This is a genomic window from Paenibacillus sp. RUD330 (assembly GCF_002243345.2).
Lineage (GTDB): Bacteria > Bacillota > Bacilli > Paenibacillales > Paenibacillaceae > Paenibacillus_O.
The window spans coordinates 2,547,447-2,573,454 of record NZ_CP022655.2 but is presented as its reverse complement, the minus strand read 5'-3'; the positions used below and the strand labels follow the sequence as shown (position 1 = coordinate 2,573,454).

Annotated in this window: 25 protein-coding genes; 4 read left to right on the top strand and 21 right to left on the bottom strand. The window is 59.2% G+C overall.

Going from position 1 to position 26,008, the window contains the following annotated elements; translation table 11 throughout:
* Nucleotides 1-3: 3 nt before the first annotated feature.
* The 6 genes from CIC07_RS11705 to metH form a co-directional block, all read right to left on the bottom strand.
* Nucleotides 4-822 carry an Fpg/Nei family DNA glycosylase gene (locus CIC07_RS11705; protein ID WP_076356128.1) on the bottom strand — a complete coding sequence of 273 codons (819 nt, stop codon included), beginning with the start codon at nt 820-822 and terminating at the stop codon, nt 4-6.
* Between the two features lie 34 nt (nt 823-856).
* Entirely contained in the window at nt 857-1,696 is an 840-nt protein-coding gene (locus CIC07_RS11700; RefSeq protein ID WP_094248026.1) for an HAD-IIA family hydrolase, read from the bottom strand.
* Entirely contained in the window at nt 1,693-3,036 is a 1,344-nt protein-coding gene (locus CIC07_RS11695) for a ribonuclease H-like domain-containing protein (protein WP_076356130.1), read from the bottom strand. The genes CIC07_RS11700 and CIC07_RS11695 overlap by 4 nt, the downstream gene beginning before the upstream one ends.
* Nucleotides 3,037-3,076: 40 nt before the next feature.
* Nucleotides 3,077-5,323, bottom strand: a complete 2,247-nt coding sequence (locus CIC07_RS11690) for a DEAD/DEAH box helicase (RefSeq protein ID WP_076357022.1) — start codon at nt 5,321-5,323, stop codon at nt 3,077-3,079.
* Nucleotides 5,324-5,781: 458 nt separating this feature from the next.
* Nucleotides 5,782-6,738: a ribonuclease Z gene (gene rnz / locus CIC07_RS11685; protein ID WP_076356132.1), complete on the bottom strand. Its 957-nt coding sequence runs from the start codon at nt 6,736-6,738 to the stop codon at nt 5,782-5,784.
* A gap of 32 nt (nt 6,739-6,770) precedes the next feature.
* A complete protein-coding gene (gene metH / locus CIC07_RS11680) occupies nt 6,771-10,211 on the bottom strand; it encodes a methionine synthase (RefSeq protein ID WP_076356134.1) in 3,441 nt (1,146 codons plus the stop codon).
* A 155-nt stretch (nt 10,212-10,366) separates the two neighbouring features.
* Here metH and CIC07_RS11675 point away from each other — a divergent pair, with 155 nt between their 5' ends.
* A complete protein-coding gene (locus CIC07_RS11675; RefSeq protein WP_076356136.1) occupies nt 10,367-10,909 on the top strand; it encodes a 1,2-dihydroxy-3-keto-5-methylthiopentene dioxygenase in 543 nt (180 codons plus the stop codon).
* Nucleotides 10,910-11,083: 174 nt separating this feature from the next.
* Here CIC07_RS11675 and CIC07_RS11670 read toward each other — a convergent pair whose 3' ends face one another.
* The 5 genes from CIC07_RS11670 to CIC07_RS11650 all read right to left on the bottom strand — a co-directional run bounded on the left by CIC07_RS11670 (nt 11,084) and on the right by CIC07_RS11650 (nt 14,340).
* On the bottom strand, nt 11,084-11,869 hold the full coding sequence (locus CIC07_RS11670) for an HAD family hydrolase (RefSeq protein WP_076356138.1): 786 nt from the start codon (nt 11,867-11,869) through the stop codon (nt 11,084-11,086).
* 53 nt (nt 11,870-11,922) lie between these two features.
* Nucleotides 11,923-12,438: a hypothetical protein gene (locus CIC07_RS11665; RefSeq protein ID WP_234992918.1), complete on the bottom strand. Its 516-nt coding sequence runs from the start codon at nt 12,436-12,438 to the stop codon at nt 11,923-11,925.
* A 96-nt stretch (nt 12,439-12,534) separates the two neighbouring features.
* Nucleotides 12,535-13,521 carry an aldo/keto reductase gene (locus CIC07_RS11660; RefSeq protein WP_076356142.1) on the bottom strand — a complete coding sequence of 329 codons (987 nt, stop codon included), beginning with the start codon at nt 13,519-13,521 and terminating at the stop codon, nt 12,535-12,537.
* A 1-nt stretch (nt 13,522) separates the two neighbouring features.
* A complete protein-coding gene (locus CIC07_RS11655; RefSeq protein WP_076356144.1) occupies nt 13,523-13,714 on the bottom strand; it encodes a DUF896 domain-containing protein in 192 nt (63 codons plus the stop codon).
* Nucleotides 13,715-13,875: 161 nt separating this feature from the next.
* The gene (locus tag CIC07_RS11650) at nt 13,876-14,340 is read right to left on the bottom strand and encodes a LysM peptidoglycan-binding domain-containing protein (RefSeq protein WP_094248024.1); all 465 of its coding nucleotides are present in this window, start codon (nt 14,338-14,340) and stop codon (nt 13,876-13,878) included.
* Between the two features lie 210 nt (nt 14,341-14,550).
* On the opposite strand from CIC07_RS11650, the gene lexA reads away from it, so the two are divergent.
* Nucleotides 14,551-15,174 (top strand): transcriptional repressor LexA, encoded by a 624-nt coding sequence (lexA, locus tag CIC07_RS11645; RefSeq protein ID WP_048745894.1) that lies wholly within the window; start codon nt 14,551-14,553, stop codon nt 15,172-15,174.
* A 146-nt stretch (nt 15,175-15,320) separates the two neighbouring features.
* Here the strand turns inward: lexA and CIC07_RS11640 are convergent, their stop codons facing one another.
* The 3 genes from CIC07_RS11640 to CIC07_RS11630 all read right to left on the bottom strand — a co-directional run bounded on the left by CIC07_RS11640 (nt 15,321) and on the right by CIC07_RS11630 (nt 17,312).
* Nucleotides 15,321-15,893 (bottom strand): hypothetical protein, encoded by a 573-nt coding sequence (locus CIC07_RS11640; protein ID WP_139334419.1) that lies wholly within the window; start codon nt 15,891-15,893, stop codon nt 15,321-15,323.
* Between the two features lie 171 nt (nt 15,894-16,064).
* A complete protein-coding gene (locus CIC07_RS11635) occupies nt 16,065-16,520 on the bottom strand; it encodes a GNAT family N-acetyltransferase (protein WP_076357026.1) in 456 nt (151 codons plus the stop codon).
* Between the two features lie 246 nt (nt 16,521-16,766).
* Nucleotides 16,767-17,312: a TetR/AcrR family transcriptional regulator gene (locus CIC07_RS11630; RefSeq protein WP_076357028.1), complete on the bottom strand. Its 546-nt coding sequence runs from the start codon at nt 17,310-17,312 to the stop codon at nt 16,767-16,769.
* A 209-nt stretch (nt 17,313-17,521) separates the two neighbouring features.
* Between CIC07_RS11630 and CIC07_RS11625 the strand changes: the two genes are divergently transcribed.
* Together CIC07_RS11625 and CIC07_RS11620 are read left to right on the top strand one after the other, a co-directional pair.
* Complete coding sequence (locus CIC07_RS11625; RefSeq protein ID WP_094248023.1) at nt 17,522-18,460, top strand: SDR family NAD(P)-dependent oxidoreductase; 939 nt, start codon at nt 17,522-17,524, stop codon at nt 18,458-18,460.
* The gene (locus tag CIC07_RS11620) at nt 18,399-18,824 is read left to right on the top strand and encodes a cupin domain-containing protein (RefSeq protein WP_076356154.1); all 426 of its coding nucleotides are present in this window, start codon (nt 18,399-18,401) and stop codon (nt 18,822-18,824) included. The genes CIC07_RS11625 and CIC07_RS11620 overlap by 62 nt, the downstream gene beginning before the upstream one ends.
* A gap of 247 nt (nt 18,825-19,071) precedes the next feature.
* Here CIC07_RS11620 and glnA read toward each other — a convergent pair whose 3' ends face one another.
* The 7 genes from glnA to CIC07_RS11585 all read right to left on the bottom strand — a co-directional run bounded on the left by glnA (nt 19,072) and on the right by CIC07_RS11585 (nt 25,948).
* Nucleotides 19,072-20,400 carry a type I glutamate--ammonia ligase gene (gene glnA, locus CIC07_RS11615; RefSeq protein ID WP_076356156.1) on the bottom strand — a complete coding sequence of 443 codons (1,329 nt, stop codon included), beginning with the start codon at nt 20,398-20,400 and terminating at the stop codon, nt 19,072-19,074.
* Between the two features lie 35 nt (nt 20,401-20,435).
* A complete protein-coding gene (locus CIC07_RS11610) occupies nt 20,436-20,849 on the bottom strand; it encodes a MerR family transcriptional regulator (protein WP_094248022.1) in 414 nt (137 codons plus the stop codon).
* Between the two features lie 92 nt (nt 20,850-20,941).
* Nucleotides 20,942-22,177, bottom strand: a complete 1,236-nt coding sequence (locus CIC07_RS11605) for a methionine gamma-lyase family protein (protein WP_076357030.1) — start codon at nt 22,175-22,177, stop codon at nt 20,942-20,944.
* Between the two features lie 19 nt (nt 22,178-22,196).
* The gene (gene hflX / locus CIC07_RS11600; RefSeq protein ID WP_175619167.1) at nt 22,197-23,522 is read right to left on the bottom strand and encodes a GTPase HflX; all 1,326 of its coding nucleotides are present in this window, start codon (nt 23,520-23,522) and stop codon (nt 22,197-22,199) included.
* A gap of 22 nt (nt 23,523-23,544) precedes the next feature.
* On the bottom strand, nt 23,545-24,561 hold the full coding sequence (locus tag CIC07_RS11595; RefSeq protein WP_076357034.1) for an AAA family ATPase: 1,017 nt from the start codon (nt 24,559-24,561) through the stop codon (nt 23,545-23,547).
* A gap of 122 nt (nt 24,562-24,683) precedes the next feature.
* Nucleotides 24,684-25,394 (bottom strand): YdcF family protein, encoded by a 711-nt coding sequence (locus CIC07_RS11590; protein WP_083687998.1) that lies wholly within the window; start codon nt 25,392-25,394, stop codon nt 24,684-24,686.
* Nucleotides 25,391-25,948 carry a ribonuclease FAU-1 family protein gene (locus CIC07_RS11585; RefSeq protein WP_048745902.1) on the bottom strand — a complete coding sequence of 186 codons (558 nt, stop codon included), beginning with the start codon at nt 25,946-25,948 and terminating at the stop codon, nt 25,391-25,393. Before CIC07_RS11585 ends, CIC07_RS11590 begins: the two co-directional genes overlap by 4 nt.
* Between the last annotated feature and the right edge of the window lie 60 nt (nt 25,949-26,008).

Below are 26,008 nucleotides of genomic sequence, written 5' to 3'. Positions count from 1 at the left end.
GGCTCAGGATTCCTTCTGGCATTCCGGACAAAAGAATACTTTGCGCGAAGACATTTCATGCTGCTCGATCGTCCCGCCGCAGCGGCAGCATTCGCCGCCCGGACGGTCGTAGACTTTGCAATCGTCGTTATAGCCGCCTGTCGCCTCGTCGCCGGTCTGGAACGGATGCTCCATGTAGCCGCCTCGGGTGCGCGCCTCCAGCAGCATGGAATGCATCGCGTCGTACAGCCGCGAGAAGGACTCCTCGCTCAGCCCGCCGAGCTTGGCGTCCGGGCGCAGCTTCGCTTCCCAGGCGATTTCGTCGGAATAGCAGTTGCCGATGCCGGCGATGACGCTCTGGTCCACCAGCACCGTCTTCAAGGCGCTCCGCTTCTTGGCCTGGAGCCTGGCGGTGAAAGCGGCGAGCGTCAGTCTCGGATCGAAGGGCTCGGGACCGAGCGCGGCAAGCTTCCCTTCGGTTTCCTTGGCGGAGAGCAGATGCAGGTAGCCGAGCCTCAGACCGATGAAATACAGGTTGCCGCTGTCGAGGTCCAATTGGACCTGAACGGTTCTGTCGGGCCGCTCCTCCTCGGAGCCGTAGAACATCCAGCCTCCCAGCATGAGATGCAGGAGCAGCCTTTCTCCGTTGTCCAAATGAAAGATCAAATGCTTTCCGCGCCGCTCGACGAACCAGATCGTACGGCCCTCCAGCCGGGAGACGAACTCGCCGGCCGGCAGATTGACCGACTTTTCCCGCTCGACGGCGACTTTGCGGATCCGCTGTCCGGCGACGGAAGCGCCCAGCAGCATCCGATAGTGGTCCATTTCAGGATATTCCGGCATGAAGTCTCGCTTCCTTTCCCTCGTGTTGTTCTTTTTATCGCCCTATGTACTTCAATATATACGATTGCAAATCGGCGAGCGAGCCGCAGACGGCATCGGGCTCGGCATCCGCCGCTTCCGCGTAGCGGGCGTAATTGTCCGGGGTCGTCAGTCCCGTCAGCACAAGAATGGTGCCGCAGCCGCTCTTCTTGCCCGCGGCGATGTCGGTCGCCAGGTTGTCGCCGACGACCGACACCTCGCCAGCCGCCAGACCGATCCTCTCCAGCGAATAATCCATCAGGATCTTCTCCGGCTTGCCGATGACGACAGGCTTCACTCCCGAAGCGGCGGCCAGCATCGCCCCGATGGAGCCCGCCCCCGGAAAGAGGCCTCCATGGGAAGGCAGCAGCAGATCGGGATTCGTCAGGATGTATTCCGCTCCCGCCAGCAGCTCTCTCACCGCCTCGGAAGCCTTGGCGTAGGAGAAGGCGCGGTCGATGCCCTGGACGACGAGATCGGCATCCCGTTCGACCAGCACCAGGCCCGCTTGCTCCAGCTCTTCCGCCAAGCCTTCCTCGCCGATCAGAAATACCTTGCCGCCCGGAAAGCGCTCGGCCGCATACCGCGCTGCCGCCTGGGAAGAAGTGCATACTTCATCCGCTTCCGCATCCACGCCCATATCCCGCAGCCTCTTCGCGACGGCTTCGGGACTGGAGGAGGAGTTGTTCGTCACATATTTGTAGGGAACTCCGGCATCGCGAAGCGCCCTCACAAGAGAACCGGCCCCATCGACAGCCTGCCCGCCCCGATAGATCGTTCCGTCGAGGTCGAGCAGGAGGCCGCCGATCGGCCGGTCCGGCGCCGGCATACCCGGCAAGCTGTATGTCTTCGTCATCTGTCAACCTCCAGCATGGCGCCGCCCCCTCCGCATTTGCGGCGGAGCCTGTCGCGCCGCTTGAGCAAGGCTTCCTGCTCGGCCCGCCGCTTGGCGCTGCGGTAATCATGCGGCCTGCCCGCGAACAGCTCGATCGCTTCCTCCGCATAGGCGAGAGCCGAGTGGACATCCTTGCGCTTGTGCTCGTAGAACATGGCCAGCTCCACATGGGCGTCCACGTTCGGAATAAGCGCCGTCCTCATGCAGGCGGCGGCTTTCTGCCACAATACCACAGCCCGGTCCCAATTGCCAGTTTTCTTCTCCCTCATCGCCAGCGCATGCCAAGCCGATGGAGCCGGCTTCTCCGAGGCTTCCACCAAGGCGAAAAGACGCTCGGCGTCAGCCGTCCGCCCCATCTTCTCCAGCCACAATCCGGTGCGCAGCCGCTCCTCGTTCTCCTCGGGCATCGGCATCCGCTCTCCGACAGCCCCGGCGAGCAGATGGCCGAAGCGGATGCCCAGGCAGGCAAGGGTGATCATATCCTGCTCGTTATGGCGGAATACGCCCTCCAGCACATCGGGATCGCCTTCGGCCAAATATTGGAAATAGAGCGCCGGCGCCAGCGATCCCGGCACATCGTCCGCACGGAAGATGCCGAGACGCTCTTCTTCGACATGGCTGAGCTTGCAGGAGACAAGCGTATTTTTCCATATGCTCCTCGACGGGTGGAGAAAATCCAGATGCAGCAGCTCAGGCGTCCCGCGGAAGCCGTTCATGATGAACCGGGATTGAACGAGCGGCCAGTCGAAGGAGCGCCCGTTGTACGTGCCGAGCCAGCGGAAGCGCGGCAGCAGGAGCAGCAGCTCCTGCAGCATCGCCCGCTCCTCGGCGGGATGGCGGATCAGGAACTGACGCAGGATGAAGGCTCCGTCCTCGAAGTACGCCAGCCCCATCATGAACGGGACGTTGCCCGTCCCGGCCCCGAGGCCGGTCGTCTCCAGGTCGAGGAAAAGGACGTTGCCGGCATGGGGCGCCTCGCCCGCCTCCGGATGGAAGGCGCCGAGCTGACCGGCCGTTCCCGCCCACTCCGCGAGCGAATGATGCCCGCTGCGGTGGCCGAGCGGCAGCAGGAGACGCCTCTCCAGGCAATCGCCGGCTTCGTTCGCGACGAGCTTCACGCCGTGGCGGTCCCATTCCGGTCCGGCGGAGGCGAGCCCGCCCGCTGCCGCTTCGGATGGAGATGCGTCCTGCACCGGCTGTTTCACCGGAAGCTCAGCGGCGGCAGGAAACCCGGCCGCTTGATCCGCCTCTGCGGTCTTGATTCCTTTCAGCCGGTTCATTTTCTCGCGCAGGCTGCTCATGAGCCGCCTCCTCTCTTCTGTCTGGCGATCCCATAAGGTATCACAACCGCTCCAGAAGCCGGATGCTCCTTCGCTTGAGGTCGCTTCCCTCTATTTCCGTGCCGATGCAGGAAGGGCATCCGTCCTTGCACGGGCAGCCGGAAATCATGTTCAGGGCCGCGTCCCGAACCTCGTCGAACCGCTTGTACACCTCGTCCGCCAAGCCGATGCCACCCGGATAGTGGTCATAGACGAATATCGTCGGCAGCTGCGTATGCGCCGCCTTGATCTGCGGCACGACATGGATGTCGTTCCGGTCGCACATCGCCAGCACGGGCACGATATGCTTGAGCACATGGGCGATGCCGAGCAGGAGCTGCTCCAGCGTCTTGGCGCCGATGTCGTCGTCGACCTGCCTGAGCTCGACCCAGGCCGATGACGTATGCAGCTCCTCCTCGGGAAGATGGATCGGCCCCGATCCGATATTCTCGAAGGTCGACATCTTGATCTTCTTGAAGATCGTCGGAATGGCATTGACGGTGACATCTCCGAAGTGCAGGGAGCCCGCCCGCCGCTCCTTCGTCTTGTCGATTTCCAGCACCTTGAGGTTGATGGCGAGATTGGCGTCGGTATAATACTCCACGTCCACTTCGCGCACATAAGCTTTCTTGTGGTCCCAATCGAGCTTCTCCACCTGGAACTGGACGCCCTCATGAAGGTAGATCGCCTCGTCGTGCAGCAGCGTCATGGCGCTGAACCGGTCCATCTCCCCGATGATGCGCACGTTCGCGACGTCGGACTGGTCGACGATGACGACATTTTCCTGGGAAGCGGAGCGCAGGCTGATGCCGCTGGCAGGGAACGACTGGTTCGCCCAGTAGAACGTATCGGCGTTTTTGTGCAGGACGCGCTCCTCGACCAAATACTCCATGATGTCGCCGACATCAAGCGGACCGTACTCCTCGCTTTCCTTGAAGGGCAGCTCGTACGCCGCGCACTTCAAGTGATCGACGAGGATGATCAGATTCTCCGGGTTAATCCGCGCCGCCTCAGGACTCCGCTCGAAAAAGTAGTCGGGGTTGTGCACCATGTACTGGTCGACCGGCGTCGATCCGGCGACCATGACGATGAGCGACTCCCCGTGGCGCCGTCCCGCCCGTCCCGCCTGCTGCCAGCTGCTGGCGATGCTGCCGGGGTAGCCCGTCATGACGCATACCTGGAGCTGTCCGATGTCGACGCCGAGCTCCAGCGCGTTCGTGCTGACGACGCCGAGAATATCGCCGCTGCGGAGCCCCTTCTCGATCTCGCGCCGCTGGTTCGGCAGGTAGCCGCCCCGATAGCCGCGGATCGACTTCGGCCCGATCTCTTTTTTCACGAGCTCCTGGATGTGGCTCAGAATGATTTCGACCCGGACCCGGCTTCTGGCGAAGATGATCGTCTGGATCTTGTTCTTCAGGAATTCCTTGGCGAGGTTGTTGACCTCGACGGTCGCGCTCCGCCTGATGTTGAGCGCTTCGTTGACGACAGGCGGGTTGTAGAAGACGAAATGCTTCCGCCCCCTCGGAGCGCCGTTGTCGTCGATCAGCCGCATCGGGCTTCCAGTGAGATGCTCCGCGAGCTCCCGCGGATTCGCGATCGTCGCCGACGTGCAGATGAACACCGGATTGCTGCCGTAAAAAGCGCATATCCGCTTCAGCCGCCGGATGACGTTGGCGACATGGCTGCCGAATACGCCGCGATATGTATGCAGCTCGTCGATGACGATGAATTTCAGGTTCTCGAACAGGCTGACCCACTTCGTATGATGGGGAAGGATGGCGGAATGGAGCATATCCGGGTTGGTGATGACGATATGCCCGGCCTTGCGCACGAGCTGCCGGATCGCAGGGGAAGTGTCTCCGTCGTACGTATAGCTTTTAATGTCGATGCCCATTTCCCGGATGATTTCGTTCAGCTCGCTCTTCTGGTCCTGAGCGAGAGCTTTGGTCGGGAACAGATACAGCGCCCGGCTGGAATCGTCGTCCGCGATCTCCTGCAGCACGGGCAGATTGTAGCAAAGCGTCTTGCCCGAGGCGGTAGGCGTCACCGCGACGACATTTTCCCCTTTGCGGACTGTCTCGTACGCGCTGCTCTGATGAGTGTACAGCTCCGCGATGCCCCGCTTGCCGAGGGCGTCCTCGATCCGCGGGTCGACGCTCTCGGGCATCGGCCGGGTCCGCGCCTCCTGCGGCTCGATTTCATGCCAATTGGCTATATGTTCATTTCCGCGCAGCTCCTGGATCAGCTCGGAAAGAGTTTTCTTTTTCATCATGATGCCGTCACCTCTTCTAGTGACATTTTAGCGAATATCTGTTCGTTTTGCCAGAACAATAGAAAGAGTTTCCGAGAGAGGCGAGAGCTTCGAGCGTCTTTCCGCGCTCCATACCTTTCGCATCATTTATATTTAATTGCATAAATTATTAATATCGACAAATGCAGACTCGATTTCCGCTTCCCGCAGAACCATCCATGCCTGTTGATGCTGCGTCTCGACAGCCTTCCGCAGCGCGCCTGCGCCGGAACGTCTCGATCCCGCTTGATCCCAGCCGCCTGCTTCCGCTGGCGGTCCGGATCCCGCCCGGCAAGAACAGCACTGCGGCATTCCCCTCCTTCACAGGGGCAGGTGAGCCGCCGCAAGGCAAACAGCCATTTCCCGCCGATACGGAAAATGGCCGTTCTTGGAACTCTATAGATAAGCTCATCGCGGCAGTGCTGCCGCCCTCCGGCTCAAATCCAGCAGGAGCCCTCCGGCTCGTCTTCACCCTGTCTGGGAATAGGGACGGTCAGAAGGTCGGCTCCCGCGTAGGATTCCGCAAAGATGCCGCGCGCCTCGGCGACCAGCGCCGGCATGTCCTCGTCGCGGTAGCGGCTGCTGAAATGCGTCATGACCAGCCTGCGCGCGCCCGCTTCGGCTGCGGCGGCGGCCGCCTGGAGCGTCGTGGAATGCCCGTACGCCTTCGCTTTGTCCGCCATCGCCCCTTCAAACGTCGCCTCGTGGACAAGCAGATCCGCATTCTTGGCCAGGCGTGATATCGCCGGGCAAGGAACCGTATCGCCGAGGACGGTGACGATCCGCCCCGGCAATGCAGGTCCAAGCACGTCGCCGCTGCGGATGACGCGTCCGTCGTCGAGCGTGATGTCCTTTCCTTGCTTGAGCAGCCCGAGCTGAGGGCCGAACGGGACGCCTAACGAGCGCGCCTTGGCGGAGTCGAGGGCGCCGGGCTTGTCCTTCTCGACGATCCGGTACCCCCAGCTCGCCACCCGATGATCCAGCCTGTCCGCTTCGACGGCATACAGCTCATCCTCGTAGACGACGCCGGGCGCCAGCTCGGTGATCTCGAGCTCATAGTCCAGATGCGAGGCTGTCAGCCGGAAGACGGCCTGCACATACTCGCGGATTCCTTCCGGTCCGAACAGACGGAGCTTGCCTGCCCCGGGGTGGTAGGAGCGGCTGCTGAGCAGTCCGGGCAAGCCGTTGACATGATCCCCGTGCATATGAGTGATGAACACGGCTTCGACCTTGCTCATCTTGAGCGGAGTGCGCATCAGCTGATGCTGGGTCGCCTCTCCGCAGTCGAACAGCCACACCGAGCAGCGCGGCTGCGGAAGCGTCAGGGCAACGGAGGTCACGTTGCGCAGGCGCGAGGGCCTGCCGGCGCCGGTTCCCAATAACGTCAGTTCCATTTATGGCGGCTCCCCCTTCCATTCCATTTCCGTTAAGCTTTGTCGACGTTGAAATACTTGGCCTCGGGATGGGCGAACACCATCGCCGACACCGATGCTTCCGGCTCCATCATGAAGCCCTCGGTCAGCTCGACGCCGATATCCGCGGGATGCAGCAGCTCGAACAGCGGGCCCTGATCCTCCAGATTCGGGCAGGCCGGGTAGCCGAACGAAACCCGGATGCCCTGATAGCGGGCGCCGTGGCGCTGCTTCATCGTCATGTCCGGAGAATCCGGAATGCCCCACATATCCCTCATCATATGATGGACGCGCTCCGCCATCCCCTCCGCCACTTCGAGAGCGACCGACTGCAGGGCATGGGAGCGCAGGTAGTCGCCTTTGTCCTTCCATTCTCCGGCCAGATCGCGGACGCCTTCTCCCGCCGTCACGACGAGGAATCCGACATAGTCCATGATGCCGCTGTCCACGCTCTTCAGATAATCGGCCAGGCAGAGGTAAGGCTCGACCTGCTGCCGCGGGAAGCTGAAGCGCTTGAGAACCCGGGAAGGCTCCTGCGGATCGTACACGACGATATCGTCGCCTTCCGATTGGGCCGGGAAAAACCGGTACATGCCGTGAGCCCGGATAATTCCTTCTTTAACCGCTTCATGCAGAATGGAATCGACCGTATCCTTGAGCTGCATCACCTTGGGCTCGCGGGCCGCCAGCAGCTCCTCCACCTTGCCGCGCACGCCGAGATGATGGCCGAGCAGCATCTGCATGTTCACATAAGGAACGATATGCGGGATAGGGACGTTGCGCAGAATATGGCGGTCCAGATCCGGCGGCAAATACACGGGAGCATCGCGGTTGATGGAAGAGCGGACCGCGCGGGTCTGCTGCGGCAGCTCCGGCTTCTCCTCCACGGCGACGGCGCCGCCGGCCTTCGCTTCGGCATGCTCTTCATTCATGCGGGCGCGATGGTCCTTGTCCATCAGCTTGTTGGCGAGGTCGAGGCCTTCCATGGCGTCCTTGGCGTAGAGCACCAGGCCGTCATATTCCGGACCGATCCGCGTTTTCGTGAACTTGCGGGTCAAGGCGGCTCCGCCGACCATGATCGGCACGTCGATGTCGGCATTGCGGAGATCCTGGGCCGTGATGACCATCTGCTGCGCGGACTTCACCAGCAGACCCGAGAGGCCGATGGCGTCCGCCTTTTCCCGGCGCTGGGCTTCGATCAGCTGCTCCGGCGGCACTTTGATGCCCAGGTTGACGATATGGTACCCATTATTGGAAAGAATAATTTCGACCAAATTTTTGCCGATGTCATGCACGTCGCCCTTGACGGTGGCCAGGATGATCTTGCCCTTGACCGACGACTCTGTCTTCTCCATGTGAGGCTCGAGATGCGCGACGGATGCCTTCATGACCTCGGCGCTCTGAAGCACCTCGGCGACGATGAGCTCATTGTTGTTGAACAGCCGTCCGACCTCGTCCATGCCTTTCATGAGCGGGCCATTGATGATCTGCAGGGCGGAGTATTTGCCGAGAGCTTCGTCCAGATCGGCGGACAAGCCTTCCTTGGTCCCTTCCACCACATAGGAAGCAAGCCGCTCTTCCAGAGGGAGACTGGACACCTTCTCCTTCTTCTCGACCTTCTTCTCGCGAAATGCCGCGACGAAAGCGGCCAGCGTCTCGTCGTTCGTGCGGTAGATCAGGTCCTCGGCCAGCTTGCGCTCATGCTCGGGAATGGATGCGTACCGCTCCAGCTTCTCCGTATTGACGATCGCATAATCGAGGCCCGCCTTGGTGCATTCGTACAAATACACGGAGTTGAGCACCTCGCGTCCGGCTTCCGGCAGCCCGAAGCTGATGTTGCTGATGCCTAGGATCGTATGGCATTTGGGCATCGCCTGCTTGATGAGCCGGATGCCCTCGACGGTTTCCTCCGCCGATCCGATGTACTGCTCGTCGCCCGTTCCGACAGGGAACATGAGGGGATCGAAAATGATATCCTCCGGACGGAGGCCGTATTTGTCCACGAGCAAGTCGTAGGACCGCTTGGCGACCTCGAGCTTGTCCTCTCTTGTGATGGCTTGTCCGCGCTCGTCGATCGTGCCGACGACGACGGCTGCCCCGTAACGGTGGATGATCGGCACGACCTGCTCGAATTTCTCCTCGCCGTCCTCCAGGTTGATGGAGTTGATGATGGCTTTGCCTTGGCTGTACTTGAGCGACAGCTCGATGACCGCGGGATCGGTCGTGTCGATGACGAGCGGCGCCTTCACAAGCTTGACGACGATGTCGAGGAACTTCTTCATGTCCTCGCTTTCGTCGCGGTCCGGATCCTGGAGGCAGACGTCGATGACATGGGCGCCCTTCTTGACTTGGGCGCGGGCGATTTCAGCCGCTTCCTCGTATTTGCCTTCCACGATGAGGCGCTTGAACTTGCGCGAGCCGAGCACATTCGTCCGTTCGCCTACCATGTAGGGACGGTTGTCGGATTCGATGTAGACCGTCTCGATGCCGGATACGGCTGGAGGATGGCTGCCGCCGCGGCCGCGCGGGGCGTACCGGCTCATCGTTTCCGCCATCGCCCGGATATGCTCCGGAGTCGTGCCGCAGCAGCCGCCGGCGATGTTCAGCCAGCCGTTCTCGGCGAACGCGCCCATCTTGAGGGCGAGCGACTGGGGAGATTCATGGTAATGGCCGTTTTCGTCCGGGAGGCCCGCATTGGGGTAACAGCTGACGGCCGCCAGCGAGATATCGCTCAGCGTGCGGATATGGTCGCGCATGAATTCCGGGCCTGTCGCGCAGTTGAGCCCGATCGAGATCGGATTGAGATGCTCCAGGGAGATGTAGAAGGATTCGATGTTCTGGCCGGCCAGCGTCGTGCCCATCGGCTCGATCGTGCCGGATATCATCAGCGGCAGCGTCTTGCCTGTCGCCTCGTAGGCGTTGCGGATCGCGATGCTGCCCGCCTTGACGTTGAGCGTGTCCTGGGATGTCTCCAGCAGCATGCAGTCGACGCCGCCCTCGATCAGAGCGACCGCTTGCTCGAAATAGCTGTCCACCAAGCCTTCGAAGGTGACGCCGCCTGTCACCGACAGCGTTTTCGTCGTCGGACCGATCGCGCCCACGACGAAGCGCGGATGCTCGGCGGTGGAGTACTTGTCCGCCGCTTCCCTCGCGATGCGCGCTGCCGCGAGATTGATCTCCCGGGCCCGCTCCGGAATGTCGTACTCGGCGAGAACGATGCTCGCTCCCCCGAATGTATTGGTCTCGATGAGATCGGCTCCCGCCTCCAGGTACTGCTCATGGATGCTGCGGATGATCTCCGGCCGGGTCAGCACGAGCATCTCGTTGCAGCCCTCCAGCTCCTCGCCGCCGAAGTCTTCGGCCGTCAGATCGACCTGCTGGATCATCGTGCCCATGGCTCCGTCCAGTATCAAGATGCGCTTCTCAAGCATTTCCTGCAAACTTGGCTTCGACAATCTTCTGCACCTCTCCGTCAAAAATCGTTATCCTTTAGTCTATCAGATCAACGCTGGAGTGAAAAGAACTGTAATCGACAACCCCCGAAAGTTGATTTATAATAGGAATTAGCGCTATATTCAATTCATTTCAATGGGAAAAGAGGGAATTGCCGATGGCTGAAATCCGCATCCGCAATACGAACGAACGCATTTCCGGCGATGATCAGGTGAAAGCATTTTTGGACTCCCAAGAGGTGCTTTACGAGCACTGGGACATGAGCAAGCTCGACGCGTCCCTGCAGGAGAAGTTCACCCTGAGCGACGACGAAAAAGCCTCCATCCTGGAAACGTTCGACTCCGAAATCCGGGATCTGGCCGGCCGCCGAGGCTATCAGATCTGGGATATCATCACCCTGTCCGAGTCGACGCCGAATCTGGACGAGCTGCTCCAGAAATTCGAGAACGTCCACACCCATACCGAGGATGAGATCCGCGCCATCACAGCCGGCAAAGGCATCTTCATCATCAAGGGCTCCGATGAAGTCGGCTACTTCGACGTCGAGCTTGAAGCCGGCGACGTCATTTCCGTGCCGGAGAACAAGCCCCACTTCTTCACCTTGATGGACAACCGCAAGATTGTCGCGGTACGCCTGTTCATCGAGAAGGACGGCTGGATCGCCCACAACTATTCCGATCCTGAATTCCAACAAGCTTGATTGCCGGCGCCAAAAAAGGCTGCCGCCCGCCGTCTTCGATCGAAGACGGCAAGGGCGGCAGCCTTTTTATTAGCGGATGGTCATTCCTATCGCCGATTTGCGCTGCCGGCCGCATTTCCGCACCGGTCGCTCGGGACGCGGATGATTTGCGTATCGGCACCGGCATGCGGCGCTTCATGCAAGCAGCGGTATGAGCTGATCCAATCTCGTAATTTCATGGCTGGGCACGATTTCCGGATTCTTCGCCTTGCCGCCCCGGTTGATCCATACCGATGTCATGCCGATCGTATTCGCTCCGAGAATGTCGGTCGTAAGCTTGTCTCCGACCATGATGCCATCCTCCGGATCCACTCCGAGCAGCTCAAGCGCATGGCGGAATATGCCGGCATCCGGCTTGCCTTTGCCGTAATTGCCGCTGATGACGATCTCATCGAAGTAGGAGGTCAGCTCGGGCACGCCGAGCAGCTTCTCCTGCTGCAGATCCGGGGATCCGTTCGTAAGCAGAAGCAGCTTGTACTTGCCTTTGAGGGCTTCAAGCACCTCGAAGGTCTCTTCGTATACGATCGGCCGCTCGCGGCGTTCCTTCGGGAAGCGCTCGGCAAGCTCCGCTCCAAGTAACGGATCGTCGATCCCGACAGCCGAGAGGCCGCGGGTCCACGCATCCTTCCGGTAGCCTGGAGCGAGCTGCTCCAGCTTGCGGAACGATTCCAGCTCTCCCTCCGCAAAGCGGGCCCACAGCCCTTCAAGCGGATTGATGCCGATTTGCTGCGTGAACGGGAACGTTTCATAAGAGCTGTACAGCTCTCTCGCCTCCCGCTTCACCTCCGCCTCCAGACGCTTCGGATCTGCGCCGGACTGCTCCTGCGCCCATTCGCAAGTGGCCTGGAAGGCTTCGTCCACGCTCCGTTCGTCCCACAGGAGCGTATCGTCCAGATCAAACAGGACCGCTTTCTTCGCCATCTCTCTCTTCCCCCCGAACCATTATGTCCCTGCTGACGGCTGCAAGCCCGATGTCACTTCTGCGTAAAAGGAATGCCGTTGCGGGCGGCGAACTGCTCCAGGCTGGCCGCCATCCGGTCCGTAGGATATCGGTTCAGCACCCGGGAGAACACCCAGTTCGCCCCTTTGACCTGCTCGATGACGACATAGCTTTTCATGACCGAGATGCCTTTGATGGCTTCTTTATTCAGTCGCTTGTCGCCGGTCATGCGGCGTGTCTGCACAAAATCGGCTCCGACCGCCAAATAGGGGCGCCTCAGGAAGAACATCAGGGCCAGGAAGACGTACATCGCCACGACGATCCAGTTCCAGTTCGTCGCTCCTTCATCTTTTGGAAGGATCAGCACATACAAGGCGACGAACAGCACCAGCATGATCGGGGAGATGTAGTTGCGGCCCTTGAACCGTTCCGTACGATCCCCGGATACCGCGGGCTTGATGGCGGTCTGTCCCCTCTTCTTTCTCGTTGCATTGATCTGCGCCGAATTGCGGCGTACTTTGCGTTCCCAGGAACGAGACAATAGGGTCACCTCTGCGTTTGATTTTGTCGGCCTGGTTAAGGCGGCTTGTCCATATACGTAAGCGGGGCGCCTCCCGTTTCGCGTGGAGACGCCGACGGCCCGCTGTCAGAGAGGCCTGCGGAACTTCTCCAGGAATCGCGCCGGATATTCCGAAGGAAGGCGGCTCGCCTCGTCCAAAGCTTCGAATTGCTCCTTCGTAAGCTCCCAGCCCGCAGCTCCCATGTTTTCTTCGTACTGCGCGTAAGTGCTCACTCCGAAGATCGGCGATGTGATGCCCTTCTGCTGGATGAGCCAGCGGAGAGCCGTTTGCGCCGGCGTCTTGCCGGCTTGCGCAGCGACCTCCATCAAGACGTCCAGGATGCGGAAATTAGAATCCGTATTCCGGTATTGCCAGGAGCTCTCGCCGGCATTCGCGGTCAGCCTGCCTTCTGTCGGCTCCTGGCGCCCGTAACGGCCGGTCAGGAAGCCTCCGCCGAGCGGCGCCCATGGAATGATGCCGACGTTCTCCTCCAGGCAGAGAGGCACCATCTCCCTGTCCATCTCGCGGTTCAGGAGGCTGTATTGCGGCTGCACGCTGATGAAGCGCGACCAGCCCCGGCTGTCGCTCATGGCGAGCGCCTTCATCATCTGCCAGGACAAATAATTGGAGCATCCTATGTATCTGATCTTGCCGGCGGAGACGAGATCGTCCAAAGCGCGCAGCGTCTCCTCCAGCGGTGTCGCGTGATCCCATACATGGACCTGATAGAGGTCGATATAATCGGTTCCGAGCCGCTTCAGGCTCGCTTCCACGTTCTGAACGATATGCTTGCGCGACAGTCCGGCTCCGTTGATATGCTCCTCCGTCTGCATGCGCACCTTGGTGGCCAGCACATATTCGTCCCGATTGCCTGCGATCGCCCGTCCGACGATCTCCTCCGACCTGCCCCCGGCATAAACGTTGGCCGTATCCAGAAAATTGCCGCCCTCGCCGCGAAAATGGTGGATCATGCGTGCCGCCTCTTCTTCGGATGTCGTATTGCCGAACATCATCGTGCCGAGGCACAGCTCCGATACGGCCAGCCCGCTTTTGCCGAGCAATCGGTATTCCATGTTATCGGCCTCCCTTTTTCTCGTCATCCACCCATTCAATGGTGTCCAGCTGCTGCTTGAAATTGCGCTTGAAGTTGGCCAGATACTGCTGTCTGAGCTGCGTCCGTTCTATGACTTCCTCAGGCGTCAGCCCGACAGATTTGTGCTTGCGGGAAAGCTCGTTGATCCTCGCGATCAAGGCATCGATATCCACTAGTCGTTCACCTCTGTTCCTTGACGTTTCCTTCTAACTTTGAACTACGGAGAAGAGCTTGTCAAGAAAGCCAAAAAACCCCGGCGATGTCCGCCGGGGCTGATATCTGCGTAGATGGAATTAGACGCTCATAAGCAGGCCGAAGCTCCGATAGAAGCCGTTCAAGATTGCTTGGGAATGATCAAGGTCTGTCCCGCCTGCAGATCGGAATCCTTCAGCCCGTTGCGCTCCTTGATCATGAAGACGCTGCGCCGGATGTCGTTGGAGAGGCCGGAATTCCCGGCGATGGACCAGAGCGTGTCTCCGCTCGTCACCGTAATGGTAAGCTCGCCTTCCGCTGCGGGGGTGATGTGAGATGAGCTCGCTCCGGAAAATCCCCAGAAGCTGGAGAAGGCCAGAAGGAACAGGAGCGCTGCCGCTGCATAAGGAAGCATTCGGCGCGGACGGCTGCTTCCGGCTGTCCTTGCCGAGACGGAGGAGGAACGGGTGATGAATCTGGAGTCGCCGGCGCCTGCTCCGGGACGGAAGCATTCCTTGAGATAAATATGTTCCTGCTTCTTCTCTTGCCTGCGGACCGTTGCCTCAGAGCCGCGCTCCGGCGTGCTGTATCCAGATAAAGTCATCATGACCGTTCACTCCCCAAACGTTTGTTCTTATTCACAGAATAACACGAACATTTGTTTTGGTCAACGCTTATTTGGAACGTATGTTCGCAGAACGCACCCGCCCTATGCGAACGGCTGTTTCTCGAACTTATGTTTGTACGAACTCGGGTTCTGTGCTATACTTTCCCTACATATTTCTTTCTACTAATTTCTAGTTTTGGAGTGATTGCGATGTCTAAAGTGTCCAACCGCCAGCAGGCCATTCTTGACTTCATCAAGAACGAAGTCCGGGACAAAGGCTATCCACCTTCAGTACGTGAGATCGGCGAGGCGGTAGGCCTGGCATCCAGCTCCACGGTGCATGGCCATCTGGACCGCCTGGAGAAGAAGGGCCTGATCCGCCGCGACCCTACCAAGCCGCGCGCCATCGAGATCCTCGACGGCGACGATGCCGCCATGCTGCCCTTCCCCGTCTCGATCAGCCGCGTTCCCGTCGTCGGCAAGGTGACGGCCGGAGTGCCGATCATGGCGACCGAGAACATCGAGGAGTACTTCCCTTTGCCGGCTGATTATGTCGGCGACCACGAGGTGTTCATGCTGAGTGTCGTCGGGGAGAGCATGATCGAGGCGGGCATACATAATGGCGATTACGTCATCGTCCGCCAGCAGCCTTCCGCCAGCAACGGCGATATCGTCGTGGCCATGACGGAAGATGACGAAGCGACCGTCAAGACATTCTACAAGGAACGCGACCATATCCGGCTTCAGCCCGAGAACGCCTCCATGGAGCCGATCCGGCTCAAGAATGTGACGATTCTCGGCAAGGTTATCGGATTGTTCCGCAATCTTCACTGAGGCTTGTCCCATTCCAGAGAATAGGAAGTCCCTTCCATTACCCCCCTATATTCCGCTTTATTCAGTCATTCGCGCACTCTGACAGAGTGCGCGTTTGTTTTTCAAAGGTTCTTATTTTTCGCTGTTATTCGCTGCTTCTCGCCACGTCAACGGAACTTCTCATGGAAAAATTCGTTCAGGTAAATATGCTTGGAGCCAGGATATTGGAAGCTCATGTAGAACCCCGAGGATTCAAGATGAATTCCGGCCAGGTACCGGCTTCGCACATAGGGCCTGATCAATCGGCGGAACCTTTCCTCCTGCCCGCTTCGAATCAGAACCGCCGCCTCCCTGGCGAAGGCGCCGCTGCCGGCCAGCTTCCGGTAGAGCGGCAGCACGGCTGCCGAAAGCCTGCGGAGCACGGCTGCCGAGAAAGCGAATTGCGCCGTTCCGGGAGGAATGGTCGTCGCATTCGTGTACGCCTGGACAGGCGGCGGATATTTGAAGTCCACGAAAAAGCCGATGCCGTTCGTACTGAACGAATGGACCGGCGCAAGCGGAACCTCCTCCCTGAACAGCTTCAACAGCGTATCGAGATCCGCTGCCCGCACAGCCGCGCTCCATTCCTCGGCGAACGGACGGCTCCGAACAAACCTGGCGTACAGCGGCAGCATGCTGGAGGCCGTCCGCGCGAGCACGATTCCCGACACCCGAGCCCGCGGCTTTGATTGTCTTGCCACGCTCTTCCCCCCTGTGGACCGGATTAGGATCGACATCCTCCGGCAAGATGCCTATGAGTATGAGCCTATGCCCCTCTAAGATTGTCTGAGAACAAGAAAAAACGGCTTGTCCGACAGGACAGCCGCTGATAAAGGCATATTGAACAAGAGCAAAGCACCAGGAAATGTCGTTTATAACGGTTTTGTCATGAATACGCTGTTCGGGTCCTCCACATACTCGGCGAACGGTCCGCATTCCATGAAGCCAAAGCTGGCATACAAATCCCGGGCTGGAATGAAAGCCGCCATGGAGCCCGTCTCCAAGCTGATCCGCCCGTAGCCCCTTCGTTTCGCTTCCGCGATGATATGCTCAAGAAGCTTTCGCGCAACCCCTTTCCTCAGATGCCTCGAAGCCGTCCTCATGGACTTGAGCTCGCCATGACTGTCGTCCAGCTCCTTGAGAGCGCCGCAGCCGAGCAGCTCATCCCCTTCCCATACGCTCCAGAACGTAATTTCCGGCTTTTTCAAACCGCTGAGATCCAAGGCATGCATGCTTTCAGGCGGAGAATTGCCGGCCATCGCCTGGAGATGTTCCCCGATCAAGGCCTGGATTTCAGGTCCGTTCAAGTCGTCCACAGTCATGCGCATCATTCGCTTTCTCCCCCAACCAATCCGTTTACCGTATTATATCGGCGTTCAGCCCAGGAAAAAAGGGAAATGCGGAAACAAAATGTTCCTCTTTTAGGCCTTGCTTTTAGAACGGTTTGGCTGATCATCAACGCCATGTATGCGTTCATTGCCATCCCGGCAGCTTCCGAACGCATCCGAGGTCTCCTTGTATCGTTGTTCCCATTCGCGCTCCGAGCGCCGGCAACCGCATCAGCCTCTGACTGCCTATAGGTTCCTGTCCAAGAGCAGGCCTACTTGTTCGGCAATGCTTTGAGATGAACCGGGTATTTCTTCTTTGAAATATGACTCCACAATTCCGACTACAGCCGCACCAAAAAACTGCAGAACCACCTCTTTGCTCAGACCGGCATTTCTCCCTGCCGCAGCATCCGCTTCGCTTTCCAGTTCCTCGATGACGAAATCATGGAAGCGGCTCCGAAAAAAAGGAGCTCCCTTGCTCGACAGCATCGCGGAAAAGAAGGAATAGTGCCGTTCAAAATAATCGAACCAAAGTGAATTTCCTTCTGCAAATGAAAGATCGGACCCGACTGCGCACAGCTTTCTCAGCTCGCCGATATGCTCTTCAATCAACTGGTCCAGCAAGTCGTATTTGTCCACATAATGATGATAGATCGTTCTGCGGCCGACGTTGGCCCGGTCAGAAAGATCTTGCATGGTGATCTCATCGAAGCTTTTCTCGGAAAGAAGCTGAATGAAAGCATTCTTGATGGCCTCTTTAGACTTTAGTATTCTTCTGTCCACGGTCGACACTTTAGCCATCACCATACTTTTCTTTGAATTTATCGCACCATTCACATCGCCTTGTGCAATAAGGCGCAAACGCCTCCAGATTGATCCTTGCAGACAGTCAGCCGCCATCTTATATTATACACATATGTGCGATATCGCACTATAATGCCGTTTATTGCTCCATTGGCTATACCAGCTTACACAATAAACTAGACCAGGAGGCAGTCGGTATGTCGAAACAAAAAGTATGGTTTATTACAGGTGCAGGACGCGGTATGGGGGTTGATATTGCAAAGGCAGCCTTGGCAGCGGGACATAAAGTCATCGCTTCCGGACGCGATACAGAAAGAGTCAAGCAAGCAATCGGAGATGACGGCAATCTGCTCGTTGTCAGATTGGATGTTACCAGCCTTGAGGAAGCCAACTCAGCCGTCCAGGCAGCCGTTGAGCGTTTTGGCACGATCGATGTCCTCGTCAATAATGCGGCCAGCTTTTATGCAGGCTTCTTTGAAGAGCTGGCCCCGACGCAAATCCAGAAGCAGCTCGACACCAACCTCATCGGACCGATGAATGTCACGAGAGCCGTTCTTCCCGTCATGCGCAAAGCTCGCTCTGGACATATTATTTCAATCTCTTCGCTCGCCGGCATCGTCGGCCAAGACTTTTGCGTGGCGTATTCGGCTTCGAAATTCGGTCTTGAGGGCTGGATGGAATCTCTCCAGCTGGACGTCGCTCCATTCGGAATCCACACCACCATTGTCGAGCCCGGCTTCTTCCGGACCGAGCTGCTTGAGCCGGAGTCGACCATTTGGGCCGAGCTGAGCATTGACGATTACGCCAGCCGCACAGCCGCAACACGCTCCGGATGGGAAGCAATGAACGGGAAACAAAGCGGTGATCCTTCAAAGCTTGCCCATGCGCTGCTGACCATCGCCGGCGAGAAGCAGCCTCCGCTGCGCTGGATTGCCGGCGCGGATGCCGTCGCTGCTATTGAGCAAAAGGTGAATGAGCTCCAGAAGCAGATCGATGCTTATCGCGGGTTGTCCACATCTCTATCCTATGAGCAAGGGAATGAAAATCATCTGAACAGAGGAGACATCGATACCAATGACGGCAAAATACGAAGAAATAAGACATGGAGTCATCTTTCCCGCCGGAGAGAAAAATGAAGCCTATGCAAACTATTTCATAGGCCAAAGCTATCTCAAAACCTTGGTTGCCGATCCTAAAGTGAATGTCGGCGTAGGCAACGTCACCTTTGAACCCGGATGCCGGAACAACTGGCATATCCACCGCGATGGATTTCAGCTTCTGCTCGTTACGGGGGGCGAAGGCTGGTACCAGGAAGAAGGGAAGCCCGCTCAACGGCTGAAAGCCGGCGATGTCGTCGTTACTCATGATGGCGTAAAACATTGGCACGGCGCTGCCAAAGACAGCTGGTTCGAGCACCTTGCCATTACGGCCGGCAAGCCGGAATGGCTGGAGCCCGTATCGGATGAAGCTTACGAAAAGGCATCCCGGCAGAGGCCATAGAGGAACGGGGATCCTATGCTTCGTATTCCCCGCTTGATGGTTGCAGCCATGGATACGAAACGACAAAGCCCGCCGACCATTAGGTCGGCGGGCTTTTGATTTTGCATGGAGAATCCGGCCGCATGGACACCTCGGCCGCAACGATGCGCTCATGGAGCACATAGGCAGCTTGGACGGCGTCATTGCCGCCGCAGCAGTTGGCCTTCGTTGCGCCTTTGGCGCCTTCTAGCGATAACGCGTTCCCGTCTTAGTACAGAGTCAGGTACTGATCGCGTTCCCACTCATGCACTTGCGTTTTGTACATGTCCCATTCGATTTCCTTGAGCTCGTAGAAATGCGCCAAGGCGTGGTCGCCGAGAGCTTCTGTAATGATCTCGCTGCGCAGCAGCTCGTTCAGAGCTTCGCGAAGATCCTCCGGCAAGCTCGGAATGCCGTCCTCCAGCCGCTCTTCGTCTGTCATGACGTAGATGTTGCGGTCGATCGGAGCCGGAAGCGGCAGCTTGTTCTTGATGCCGTCCAGGCCGGCCTTCAGCATGACGGCCAGAGCCAGGTACGGATTCGCGGCCGGATCCGGATTCCGCACTTCGACCCGGGTGCTGAGGCCGCGGGAAGCCGGAATGCGGATCATCGGGCTGCGGTTGCTCGCCGACCAGGCGACGTAGCTAGGCGCCTCGTAGCCCGGCACCAGACGCTTGTAGCTGTTGACGGTCGGATTGGTGATGGCGGTCATCGCGCGGGCATGGCGCAGAAGGCCGGCCATGTAATAACGCGCTGTCGGGCTGAGTCCGAGCTGGTCGTCCTCGTCATAGAAGGCGTTCTCTCCGCCGCGGAACAGCGATTGATGGCAGTGCATGCCGGAACCATTGACTCCGAACAGCGGCTTCGGCATGAAGGTCGCGTGCAGGCCGTGCTGGCGCGCGACAGTCTTGACGACGAGCTTGAAGGTCTGGATCTGATCGGCCGCTTTAATGGCGTCCGCGTATTTGAAGTCGATCTCATGCTGCCCGGGAGCGACCTCGTGATGGGAAGCCTCGATCTCGAAGTCCATCTCCTCGAGCGTCAGCACGATTTCGCGGCGGCAGTTCTCGCCAAGGTCCATCGGCGCCAGATCGAAATAACCGCCCTGGTCGTTGAGCTCGGTCGTCGGCTCGCCCTTCTCGTTCGTCTTGAACAGGAAGAACTCAGGCTCGGGGCCGACGTTCATCGCGGAGAAGCCCATCTCCTCGGCTTCCTTGAGCACGCGCTTCAGGATGCCGCGCGGATCGCCGGCGAACGGCGTGCCGTCCGGCATGTAGATGTCGCAGATCAGGCGGGCGACGCGGTCCTGCGTAACCCACGGGAATACGACCCATGTGCTGAGGTCGGGATACAGGTACATATCGGATTCCTCGATGCGGACATAACCTTCGATCGAGGAGCCGTCGAACATCATTTTGTTGTCGAGGGCTTTCTCGAGCTGGCTGACCGGGATCTCGACGTTCTTGATCGTGCCCAGCAGATCCGTGAATTGGAGACGGATGAACCTGACGTTCTGTTCCTTGGCGATGCGCTTGATATCTTCTTTGTTGTAACTCACCGTATCTACTCCTCACATCATAAAATAGGTTAAAGTTAGCGTTTGTTCGGGAAAAAGCGGCTCAGCTGGCCTTGGATAAGCGAAGCCTTGCCGGGGCGCTTCTCTTGCAGCTGCTGCTTCAGGAGCAGGCGGAGCTGGGAATCGCTGAGCTCTCGGCGCTTCACTTCGGATATCTCCGTCATGATGGTCGCATCCTCGGATTCCTTGGAGACCGGGTTCATCACCTGCTTGATTCCGGCGATGTTGACTCCCTTCTCGATAAGGGATTTGATCTCCAGCAGCCTTTCCGCGTCGTTAAAGGAAAACAGCCTTTGGTTGCCCGAGGTGCGCGCCGGGACAATCAATTCATGCTGCTCGTAATAGCGGATTTGGCGTGCGGTCAGGTCCGTGAGCTTCATCACGATTCCGATCGGAAACAAAGCCATATTGCGGCGTATATCGTCAGCCATGTTCACATCAACCTTCCAATCGCGATAAGTTATGAACCTATTGTAATCGCGCGACATAAAGGTGTCAAGTCATGTTAGGTTCTTGTGTAAGTTTAACTAACAATAATACCCTGCTGCTCCAGTCTTTGAAGCGACTGCAGCAAAGCGTACTTGACATGGGAATAGGTCAATCCACCCTGCATATAAGCGATATAGGGCTCGCGGATGGGCGCGTCGGCAGACAGCTCCAGGCTGCCTCCCTGGATGAACGCTCCGGCCGCCATGATGACCGGATGCTCGTACCCCGGCATGTCCCATGCCTCCGGCACGACATGCGAGTCGACAGCCGCCGCCGCCTGAATGCCTTGCACGAAAGCCGTGAGAGCGTCGGGCGAGCCGAATCGGATCGCCTGAATCAGGTCCGTGCGCGGATCGTTCCAGGCCGGGGACGTTTCGAACCCGAGCTCCTCGAACATCGCCGCCGACAGCACGCTGCCCTTCAATGCCTGTCCGACGAGATGCGGCGCCAGAAACAGTCCTTGATAAATGCCGCGCAGCGTATCCAGCATCGCTCCGACCTCGGAGCCGATGCCTGGCGCCGTAAGCCGGTAGGCGGCCGCCTGGACGGCATCGGCCTTGCCCGCTATGTATCCGCCTGTCGCGGCAAGTCCGCCGCCGGGATTCTTGATGAGCGATCCTGCGATGAGATCGGCTCCGATCTCGGTCGGTTCCGACAATTCCGTGAACTCGCCGTAGCAATTGTCGACGAACACGAGCACATCCGGCTTGATGGATTTTACTCGGCGGACCATCTCTCCGATCTGAGCGACGGTGAACGAAGCTCTCCAGTCGTAGCCCCTCGAGCGCTGTATGCCGATGACGCGGGTCCGCTCCGTGATGAGCGTCTCGACCGCTTCCCAATCGACGCCGCCATCCGGCGCCAGCGCCGCCTCCTTATAGAGGATTCCCCAATCCTGGAGGGAGCCAGTGCCGTCTCCGGGCTTGCCGATGACCTTGTGCAGGGTGTCGTAAGGGCGCCCCGTCATGTACAGCAGCTCGTCCCCGGGACGGAGCAGTCCGAACAGCGCCGTGCTGATCGTATGCGTCCCGGACGCAAAATGAGGCCGCACGAGAGCGGCCTCGGACCGGAAGACGTCGGCATAGACGAGATCGAGCACCTCGCGCCCCCGATCGTTGTAGCCGTATCCGGTAGATCCGTTGAAATGAAAATCGCTGACCTTATGCTTCTGAAACGCTTCGATGACTTTCCACTGATTGCGCTCGGCGACGAGATCCAATTCCGCGAACCGGGATTGAACCTTCGCCTCTGCCGCCTGCGCAAGCTTCATGAGCTTGTCCAACTTGTATTCAGTCTCCTTGCTGTGTCGTAATTCCGGCGCTGGTCCGCGACTGGCGGTATGGCTCCAGCTTATGTCCGTTCACTTCGTAATCCGCGCGGTTGAGCTCCACCGTCAGCCATAGGACGTCGCCGTCCGCTTCCCGCTCCAGTACCTCGCCGCAACGGTAGGCAAGCGCGATCAGGTCCCCGCGGTCGGCCGGCAGGGCAAACGACCGGGTCTCCCCCGAAAGCTCGTCCTGGATCGCCTGCAGCAGGCGGCTCCGGTCTTCTGCGTCGTAGGCGCTGATGAGCAGCTGCCGAGGACCGCTGGACGGAAGCAGGCTTCTGAGCGCTCCTCCGACCAGATCCTTCTTATTATACACGAGCAGGAGCGGCTTGTCCGATGCCCCGAGCTGCTGGAGCAGCTCCTCGACGACGCGCATCTGCTCGCGCCGCATCGGAGACGAGCTGTCCACGACATGCAGGATCAGGTCCGCCTCCGCGACTTCCTCCAAGGTGGCGCGGAAGGCGGCCACGAGATCATGGGGCAGGTTCTGGATGAAGCCGACCGTATCCGTGAGCACGACTTCATTGCCGCTTGGCAGCGCCAGAACCCGGGAGGTCGGGTCCAGCGTCGCGAACAGCCGGTTCTCGACCAGCACGTCGGCGAGCGTGAGCTCATTCATCAGCGTCGACTTGCCTGCGTTCGTATATCCGACAAGCGCGACTTGGGTCACGCCCGTCTTGCGCCGTCGCTCCCGGTGAAGCTCGCGGGTGCGCGTCAGCTCCCGCAGATGGGCCTTGAGATCGGAGATGCGTCCCCGGATATGCCTCCGGTCGGTCTCCAGCTTGCTCTCTCCCGGCCCGCGCGTGCCGATTCCGCCGCCGAGGCGGGACAGATTCTTGCCGTGTCCCGACAGGCGCGGCAGCAGGTAGCTCAGCTGGGCGAGCTCGACCTGGATGATGCCTTCCCGGGTTTTCGCCCTTCCGGCGAATATATCGAGAATAAGCTGGGTCCGATCGATGATCTTGGCATCGAGCGATTCCTCGAGATTGCGCACCTGCGCTCCCGACAGCTCCTGGTCGAAAATGATCGTCGTCGCGCCGAGCTCCTCCTTGACGGCGCGGATCTCCTCGACCTTGCCTTTGCCGACGAGCCATTTGGGATCCGGCGCTTCCTTGTTCTGTATGACGGTGGCGAGCACCTCGACGCCGGCCGTATCGGCCAGGTTGGCGAGCTCTTCGAGCGAATGCTCCGGATCCGAAGGGCCGCGCTTCGCCTCCTGGGTGACCAGGCTGACGAGAACGGCCCTGTCGGGCATGCCGTGATCCGTTCTATAGGTAGTCGTATCCAAACTTCGCGAAGCTCCTTTCGCCCTATCCGAGCTCACCAGGCACCTTGCCCTTCCCCTCCCAGCGCATGTCCTCCGGACGGATGCTCATGAGCTCCTGCCTGCCGGGACTGGCCGACGCATATTGGTTGAGGAGCCTGACGGCCTGGTGGCGGATGGATTTTTCGATGAGATTGCGGACATAACGGGCATTGCTGAAGGAATAGAGCGTAGCGGTCTTTTCCTGCATCAGGTGGCTCCTCAGCTTGAAGACGGTCTGCGGGAGCAAGGAATAGTCCCGGTCCTTGGCCATCAGCTCCGCGATCTGAATGAGCTGGTCCACCGAATAGTCCGGAAAGTCGATCTGGATCGGAAATCTCGAAGGCAGGCCGGGATTCGTCAGGAGAAAATGCTCGATCTCGAGCGGGTAGCCGGCCAGAATGAGGACGAACTGGCTGCGGTAATCCTCCATCGCCTTGACGAGCGTATCGATCGCTTCCTTGCCGAAGTCCTTCTCCCCGCCTCTTGCCAGGCTGTAGGCTTCATCGACGAACAGGACGCCTCCCAGCGCCTTCTTCACGAGGTCGCGGGTTTTCTGAGCGGTATGCCCGATATATTCGCCGACCAGATCCGCCCGCTCGACCTCGATCAGATGTCCCTTGGACAGCAGGCCCATCTTCTGGAACAGCTTGGCGACGATGCGGGCGATCGTCGTCTTTCCGGTGCCGGGATTGCCCTTGAATATCATATGATAGACTTGCGCTCCGCCAGAGAGCCCGGCTTCCGAGCGCATCTGGCTGATCAGAAGCAAGGCATAGATTTCATAGATCAGCGATTTGACCCCTTCCATGCCGACCATATGCTCCATTTCCTTTTGGATCTCGGCATATGGATCGGCAGCGGGGGCCTGCCTGGCCGCCCCCGCAGGCTCGGGATAATCGACCTGCTGCTGGGCGGCTGCAGAGGATGCTCCGAGACCGTACGTCTCATGGCTTCGCAGCACGACATTTATTTGGCGGGAGGGCCTAGCGCCCTGATGTCCCGAAGCGGCGTGTCCGTTCATCCGCGGCATCACCTGTCCTTCCTGCAATTGAATGGCTCTACCAATTGTATTCGGGACAGCAGAGCCATATTAACAGAATCAGACAGACTTCAGATCGGACCTTGACCGGATGCGGACGGACTTCATACCGGCTTGAGACCGACCAGCATGAGCAGCTTGTCCAGCTGCCACTTGCCGTAAGCGAGCGTCTCCCGGGTCTCGTTGGCTGCCGCGTTGAGCACTTTGGATTTGACGGAGCTCACGACCGGATCGGGAAATCCGAGGAAGCGCGCCATGTCGAGCGCCCTGGAGGCATGATACTCATGCGTAATGATGAGATAGGACTTGATGCCGGCGGCCTCGCCGGCTTCCCGGCTGAACACCAGGTTCTCGTAGGTGCTTGTCGCCCGGTTCTCGAGAATGACGGCTTCCTTGGGCACGCCGCGCGAAACGAGGTAGACCCTCATCCCCTGTGCTTCCGTCAGCTTGGAACCGTTGCGATCCAGCCCTCCGGAGACGATCAGCTTCTCCACTCTCCCGGCTTGGTACAGCTTCAGCGCCTGATCCAGCCTTTCCTTCAGTCCAGGGCTCGGCGCATCGTTCCAGAGAGCGGCTCCGAGCACGATTCCGGCCTGCCGCTGCGGCACCGGATTGGGTGGAGAATAATGCGTGATCTGCCAGAACAGGTACCCCGCCGCAAATACACCGAGAGCCCCGACAAGCAGGCAAGCGCGCACAAGGCGGCCCAGCAGGCCGCCATGTCGGTTTTTTTTGCGCCGGGCGGCAGGCTTCTTCGCCGCCCCGGTCTTTTTTGTCGGCTTCGGCTTGTTCGTACCCGCCTCTGCCGCCTTCATGATTCGCTGACCTCGCCCATCCGTTCGGCCAGCGTCTTGCGGTGGCGCAGGCTGAGCGTAAAGTAGCGGAAGCGGCCGTTCTTGATGGCGGCAAGCAGCCTTCCCGCCGTCTTGCGCGCCATCGCCGCTTCCTTGCGCGTCACATCGCCGTCGCGGATCGCATCCTCCAGCTCATCCTCGTCCATCAGGAACACTTCTCCCGTAGGAAGCACGACGATATCCAGATAAAGATCGTCGAACCAGGGAACCTGCTGGTCCGTTAGGCCTTGCGTCTTGCAGATGTCGATGTACCACTGCACGACCTTGCCCTTGTCGTCGAACATGGTCGTGACGACGAAATGCTCGCCGCGGGGAAAATGCTGCATCCAAAGATAGCCCCGGTCGGCCAGGCAGAGCCTCCGTCCGTTGTACTCCTTCCAGAGCGGTTCCCGGAGGTCGTGAATCCGGTAAAACGTGACCAGCCCTCTGAAATCCTCTCCGTCAAGCGTCAGGCATGTGTAGCTTTTGCGCAGGATACGCCGCCAGTTGGCCCGATCCGAAAATTTTCGTTTCATATGGAACGTACCCTTTCCCTTAAGATGCGGCAATGGCGCTGCGACTATGCTCGGTTCGCC